Raw genomic sequence first — 6,785 nt, forward strand, 5'->3', positions numbered from 1 at the left:
CATGGGCTATCGTACAGTGGACCGTCCCACGTTTGGGGATAGCTTACGCCTGGGCGCTTCCTTTCCTAACCATGTGTCGTCACGTCCAGCCCCCAGTGCCATCTGACTTTTTTTCGAATCAGGAAAATGAACAAAAGAGACTGCGGAAAAATGAATTACTCATTTTTCCGCAGTCTCCCGTACATCAGGCTTCTTCGTCGTGATCTTTGACGAGGCCCTCGGCTTTTTTCTTTTTATAGACAAGATAGTAGGGTGCGATGACAAGGATTCCGCCAAGGCCCCAGACAAGCTGCATCGGTTTGGCATTGGAGAGCATCCAGAGACTCGTTAAAAAGGCAACGACTGGAACAAAGATGCCGCCAGGGATCTTATAGGTCCGTTCCCGGTCCTTCCACTTGCGGCGGAAGACAATGACTGAAAGGACCGTCGGCAGGTACTGGGTAAACCGGCTTACGGCACTGATGGCAGCAAGGGTCGTAAAGCTGCCGCTCCAAGCAAGAAGGATGCTGAGAATGGCAACGACGACGCTTGAAGCCCACGGCGTTCCCCAGCTCGTGCGCCGATTGAGGAAAGCCGGCAGCATGCCGTCTTCAGCAAGGGACGTGCATGCCCGAGGCGCAATAAAGGATTCGGCAAGGTTGATGCCGCCCATGCTAAAGAGTGTTCCAAGCAGGATGAAGTAAGCGCCGACGGGCCCAACGGCGCGGCCAAAGGCGGTCTGGATAGGGGCTTTGTCCACAGCCAGATCCGGTCCCAGGATACCGATGGAAATCCCCACGACGAGCATATAGATGATGGTGACAATGATCATGGTCAGGATGATACCCCGAGGCAAATCCTTTTTAGGATCCTTGAAATCTTCGGCGGCAACTGCAATGGCTTCAAATCCCGTGTACGCAAAAAACATGGTAATGGCGGCATTGGCAAAGGCCCCGTCAGCCATATGGGTCGGAACAAAAGGCGTGAAATTGCTGCCATTGACAAAAAACAGGCCCACAGCAATAAAGACGCATAAAGGAACCAATTTGGATATGGTCATGAGGTTATTGAGGATCTTTGAAATCTTGACCCCTGCAATATTCATGATGGTGAGCCCGCCAATGAGCACGGCAGCAATGAGATTCTTCATGGTGTCGCCGGCAAAAAATGGAAAGGCAGCGCCCAGTGCCGTCGCAAAGCCAACGGCCATAGCCGCCCAGGCAATGATGGTCACAACGAGCTTCAGCACGCCCACCTCATAACCGACAAAATCCCCAAAAGCGGCCTTGGCATAAAGGTACGGGCCCCCATTCCGGGAAAAGAAACCGGCGACTTCCGCAAAGCAAAGGGCAAGGCAGCCAGCAAGGAACGCATCAAAAAGAAGGATCAGGAGGCTTGACGGTCCCATCAGGGCATAGGCCCGGTTTGGCAGGAGAAAGATTCCCGTCCCGATGATGCTGTTGATACCGAGAAGGACAATGCTCCAAAGGCCAAATTTATCTTTTTTATCGGTTCCCATGACGCACCTCCGCTTCCTTGATAAAGTCCACAAATAGGTTCCGTGCAAGCTTACTGTGAATGGACATCATTTCCGGATGGAACTGATAGGCCATAAGATAGCTTTCTCCCGTCCCTTGCAGGGATTCCACGGTGCCATCCTTGGCGCGGGCTGTAACAAGGAGTCCTTGGCCCACTTCGTGAACGGTCTGGTGATGATGGCTGTTCGTAACCCATTCCGTACGGCCGAGAAGAGAAGCCAGCCGGCTTTGAGGATCGATTTCAATGGTATGCGTTGCCGTCGCCGGGTCCTGGTTCTGGGAATGCTTCACAAAGGACTGGGGATCTTTGGAAAGGTCCTGATAAAGCGTCCCGCCGTGCGCCACATTGATGATCTGCAGACCGCGGCAAATCCCGACAACAGGAATTTTCCGTGCTTCCGCCCGCTTCAAAAGCAGCATGTCGAAATGATCTCGTTCCGGCCACACCGCGCCAATCTGCCGACAAGGTTCTTCCCCATAAAGGAGGGGATACACATCGTGTCCGCCCGACAAAAGGAGCCCATCGACGCGGTCCATAAGGGCTTCCACGACATCATCCTCTTCATTGAAGGGAATGATGAGGGGGATACCGCCCGCCTCCGTAACAGAACGGACATAATCATGGTTCACATAGCTTCGATGATAACCGGGGAATTGCCCGCCGCCATCAATCATATGGCTGCCGGAAATCCCAATTAACGGTTTTGCTGTCATAGGAGTTCATCTTCTTTCTATATGTTTTTGTATATTTTTCATTCTAGCACAATGAAATTGTGAAGAAAATGAAAATTTCTCTGTTCAACAAAAATTATGAAACAAGGTTTCAAAGACAGGTTGCTTCTATTCTACTTTTTGCGAAAAAGGGCATTGGCATAGCTTACGGCCGCAACGGCGTTTCCCGCATAGGCATCCGCACCCAATTCTTCCGCATACTCTTTGGTCATAACGGCACCGCCAACAATGACGCGGCACCCCGGTGCCTTCTCACGAAGCTGTCGGATCGTTTCTGCCATGGAACCCAAGGTCGTTGTCATGAGGGCCGAAAGGCCCACAAGCTTCACATCCCGTTCCAAAGTCTTTTCCACGATGGCCTCCGGCGGCACATCCTTGCCAAGATCAATGACATCATAGCCATAGTTTTCAAGGAGCACCTTGACAATATTTTTCCCAATATCGTGGATATCCCCTTTGACCGTAGCAACAATGACAGGGTCGCCCTTTCCCCTATCCGCGCCCTTTTGGAACATTGCTTTCTTGATGATTTCAAAGCCTGCTTTGGCCGCGTCGGCACTCATGAGGAGCTGGGGCAGGAAGAGGGTCTTTTTTTCAAAGGCATCGCCCACGCGGTTAAGGGCTGGAATCATATATTCATTGATGATGGAAAGCGCGTCCCTTCCTTCATCCAAAAGCGCTGCAACCGCCGTCTCAGCCGGTGAGATGAGGCCCTTTTCAATGGCTTCGTCAAGACCATAGCGGCCTTGTTCGCCGCTGTCTTTTGCGGCAGGAACATGGGGTTCCCTTTTTTCTGTTGGCAGATCCGCAAAATAGGAAACATAGGCCTTGCAGCTTGTGTCATACCCACTTAAGGCGCCATAGGCAAGATAGGTTTCCATCATCGGTGCTGAATTAGGATTGATGATGCCTGCCGAAAGACCCAGCTGCATAGCCGAGGCAAAAAAGGCACTGTTGACAGCGTCCCGATGAGGAAGGCCAAAGGAAATATTCGAGACCCCCATAACCGTCTTAAGTCCTGCCTTTTTGAGAGCCGCGATGATGGAAAGGGCAATCTGGGCATTTTGTCCCCCCGTGCTGATGGTCATGGCAAGGGGATCAAGAAGCAGTGCCTTTTCAGAAAGGCCCGCCTTTTTGGCTCCGTCAATGACGCGGCGTGCACTTTTGAGCCGGCCTTCCAGCGATTCCGCAATCCCGTCATCATCAAGACAAAGTCCAACCAGCATTGCGCCATACTTCTTTGCTAAGGGCAGGACCGACGAAAGGGAACTTGTCTTGCCATTTACAGAATTAAGGAGAGGCCGTCCGTTATAAAGGCGCAGGGCCCGTTCCATGGCTTTGAGATCACTCGTATCAATCTGAAGCGGCAGGGGCGTAATGGACTGGAGTGTCCTCATCGCCTTTTCAAGAAGGGCCGGTTCATCAATACCGGGTACGCCGACGTTGACGTCAAGGACCTGGGCCCCTTTATCGATCTGTTCCAAGGCAAGCTGGCACACATAATCCATGTCCCCGGCCTTAAGGGCCTCTTTGAGCCGTTTTTTCCCCGTCGGATTGATGCGCTCGCCAATGATGACAGGCATGCGGTCAAAACAAACAGGCGCACCATAGCCGGTAATGCATTCTGGGGCCCCGTTCCGTTTTTCCGGAGGCGGCAGCTCGGCGCAGCTTTCTACAAGAGCTTTGATGTGCTGGGGCGTTGTCCCACAGCAGCCACCCAAAAGGGCTGTCTGGGGAGCAAATTCCAACATGGTTGCGGCAAATTCCTCAGATCCCACCTCAAACTGTGTGACCCCATCGTGCGTGACAGGAAGACCGGCATTCGGGTTGACCACAAGAGGCAGGTCCGTGGCCGCAAGGGCGCGGGGCACAAGGCGGCTGATTTCCTTAGGCCCCAGCCCACAGTTGAAGCCAACAGCCGAAGCCCCTAGGGAAGAAGCGACAATCATGGCCGTTTCCACATCGGCGCCGCTTAAGAGCTTTCCTTCTTCGTCGAACGTAAAGGTCACCACAAAAGGCAGATTAGAATGTTCCTTTACGGCCAGAATTGCCGCTTTGGCCTCATAGGTATCACTCATGGTCTCAATCAGGACAAGGTCAGCACCGGCTTTTTTCCCTGCTTCGACCGCTTCCGCGTAAAGGGACACGGCCTCTTCAAACGGAAGGTCTCCATACGGCTGGAGAAGCTTTCCCGTCGGTCCTAGGTCAAGGGCCACACATCCTTTCTCGCCACAAGCCTGGAAGGCCTTTTGGGCAAGTTTTACCGCTGCCGTAACAAGAGTCGAAACCGCTGGCGTGCCATGGGCCTTTCCAAATTTGAGGCCATTGCAGCCAAATGTATTGGTCTTGATGATTTGGGCCCCTGCCCTGATATAGGCTTCGTGGACGCCTTGGATCACATCAGCATGGCTCAGGTTCCACAGTTCTGGCAGCTCACCCGGCATAAGCCCCGCGCTTTGAAGCATGGTTCCCATGCCGCCATCAAAAAACAAGCGTTCCTTTTCTAACCGTTCTCGAATCTCCATCGTCAAGGTTCCTCTTTCCGGAAAGGACAGTTCAAGGCCATGCAGGCATTGCACGAGCTATGACGAGCATCCGGCTCCTTTCTGGTTTCATTTTGAAGGCCATGATTGATGCCAATCACAGCCGTTACGGACTTAATAGGCGCCATTAAGCCTCCTGCCGTCAACGTAAGGCCAATCTTCTTAGGCAGCTCCAAGAGACGGAAAATCTTTTCCTGATCCGTAAGCGGCCAATCCCCATACCCTGGAGAAAACCGTGACCGGTAGGTAAACTCAGCAGATAACTCCCCTTTCCATTCCTCTTCCAGCTTGTCACAGTAACTTTCAATAAGAGCCGCACCAACGGCTTGGGCCGCGGCTCCATAGGCAATCCGCTGCAGACTGAGGCGTCGGATGCCGATATCAAAGCGGCTGCCCAAGGTGGCCCCAAAAAGAATCACTTCCGGACAGCCCAAAAGGTGGTTGGCAAGCTGGTTGCTTTCAAAGACCGTGCCGCCCTCAAGTTCCACGCGGCCCATCCCGCCGTCACAAGGGGGCGTGACGCGGCAGGAAAGACGCCGTTTCACGGCACGCGGCTGGACTTCGTTGCGAAGGGCGATAAAGGCTTCATCGACCAGGCGCGCAGCTTCCCGATCATCTTTTTTGGCACCAAAATAGCGAACCGCTTCCTTTTCATCAAAGGGAATCTTTACTTGTGCCATCTTGGGCTCCTTACAGTTTGATAACTTCCGAAAGAGTACGGCGGATGCCGCCAATGACTTCCGGTTTATTCATCGTATAGACATGGATATGGTTGAATCCGTTGGCAATCAGATCCATGATCTGACCCGTCGTATACGCCATCCCCGCCTGACGCAGAGCCTCCGGATGATCACCAAAGCGCTCCACCACGGCCCGCAGCTTGCTGGGAATGGGTGTTCCGCTGAGGGTAAAGATGCGTTCCACCTGCTTTGCGTTCGTGATCGGCATGACGCCGGCCACAACAGGGACACGGACCCCTTTGGCCAGGAGCCGATACATGAAGTTATAGAACATCTCATTATCAAAGAACATTTGTGTCACAAGAAAATCACAGCCCGCATCTACCTTGCGTTTCATGTTCTCCAAATCCTCATCAAGGGTCCGCGATTCAGGATGTCCCTCAGGATAGGTAGCGCAGCCCACGCAGAAATCCCCCGTTTCCTTGATGAAGCGGACGAGGTCGCTGGCATGGGGGAAGTCCGATTCCGGCAGCTCGTCCATCCCTTGAGGACGATCACCGCGCAGGGCGAGGACATTATCAATGCCGCCGGCTTTCATGTCGCGAAGGACGCGGGCGATGCCATCTTTTTTCGCACCGATACAAGTTAGATGGGCCAAGGCCGGGACCCCGCTCCGCTCGACCTCAGAGGCAATCGCAAGGCTCTTGCCGACTGCGGTGCCGCCGGCGCCATACGTGACACTCATATAGTCCACCCCATCGATGGCAATAGCATGGACAATATCCATGGCATTTTGCAGTTCTGTCCCTTTTTTGGGCGGAAAAAGTTCGCATGATATGGTTACTTTGGGACTATCTAGAAGTTCCTTGATTTTCATGGCTGGGCCCCCTTCTCTTACAATGTCCCTATTGTAATACAAAGGGAAAAGATAGGCAATAAAAAAGAAAAAAGTAACAGGGTGTCTGCAAAATGAAATGTACCCTCTTTACTGGACACCCAGTAAGGAGGGTACATTTTGCGTTATACGACTGAATTTAAGCTGATGTGTGTAGAACTTTATCGTCAAGGTAAGTGGGTAAAAACACCTAAAGGAATTAAAACAGCAAATTTTCGTAACAAGATTCGTACTTGGAATCGTATCGAACAGGCTGGCGGACCGGAAGCATTGTGTCACAAAGCACATTACAAGGCATGGTCCCCAGAGGAGAAACTTGAATTGGTTTCACAAGTAAATGCCGGACAGTCAATGATGGCTGTCGCCTGTCAATATGGTATGAGCTATAGTCTTTTGTACCAATGGGTTCGTAAATACA

At 52.4% G+C, this 6,785-nt stretch carries 6 protein-coding genes; 1 reads left to right on the forward strand and 5 read right to left on the reverse strand.

Features of this window, described 5'->3' with window-relative positions; all coding sequences use genetic code 11:
• Window positions 1-184: 184 nt before the first annotated feature.
• The 5 genes from H503_RS0109510 to H503_RS0109530 all read right to left on the reverse strand — a co-directional run bounded on the left by H503_RS0109510 (window position 185) and on the right by H503_RS0109530 (window position 6,349).
• On the reverse strand, window positions 185-1,498 hold the full coding sequence (locus tag H503_RS0109510) for an APC family permease (protein ID WP_009015184.1): 1,314 nt from the start codon (window positions 1,496-1,498) through the stop codon (window positions 185-187).
• A complete protein-coding gene (locus H503_RS0109515) occupies window positions 1,485-2,231 on the reverse strand; it encodes a gamma-glutamyl-gamma-aminobutyrate hydrolase family protein (RefSeq protein ID WP_009015183.1) in 747 nt (248 codons plus the stop codon). The genes H503_RS0109510 and H503_RS0109515 overlap by 14 nt, the downstream gene beginning before the upstream one ends.
• Window positions 2,232-2,362: 131 nt before the next feature.
• On the reverse strand, window positions 2,363-4,774 hold the full coding sequence (locus H503_RS0109520; protein ID WP_009015182.1) for a homocysteine S-methyltransferase family protein: 2,412 nt from the start codon (window positions 4,772-4,774) through the stop codon (window positions 2,363-2,365).
• Window positions 4,775-4,776: 2 nt separating this feature from the next.
• Window positions 4,777-5,472 (reverse strand): vitamin B12 dependent-methionine synthase activation domain-containing protein, encoded by a 696-nt coding sequence (locus tag H503_RS0109525; protein WP_009015181.1) that lies wholly within the window; start codon window positions 5,470-5,472, stop codon window positions 4,777-4,779.
• Between the two features lie 10 nt (window positions 5,473-5,482).
• Window positions 5,483-6,349, reverse strand: a complete 867-nt coding sequence (locus H503_RS0109530; RefSeq protein ID WP_009015180.1) for a methylenetetrahydrofolate reductase — start codon at window positions 6,347-6,349, stop codon at window positions 5,483-5,485.
• A 138-nt stretch (window positions 6,350-6,487) separates the two neighbouring features.
• Between H503_RS0109530 and H503_RS0109535 the strand changes: the two genes are divergently transcribed.
• The coding region (locus H503_RS0109535) for a transposase (RefSeq protein WP_026385381.1) at window positions 6,488-6,785 on the forward strand (298 nt) is incomplete at its 3' end.

The sequence above is a fragment of the Acidaminococcus intestini DSM 21505 genome (assembly GCF_000425045.1).
In the GTDB taxonomy this organism is placed as follows: Bacteria; Bacillota; Negativicutes; order Acidaminococcales; family Acidaminococcaceae; genus Acidaminococcus; species Acidaminococcus intestini.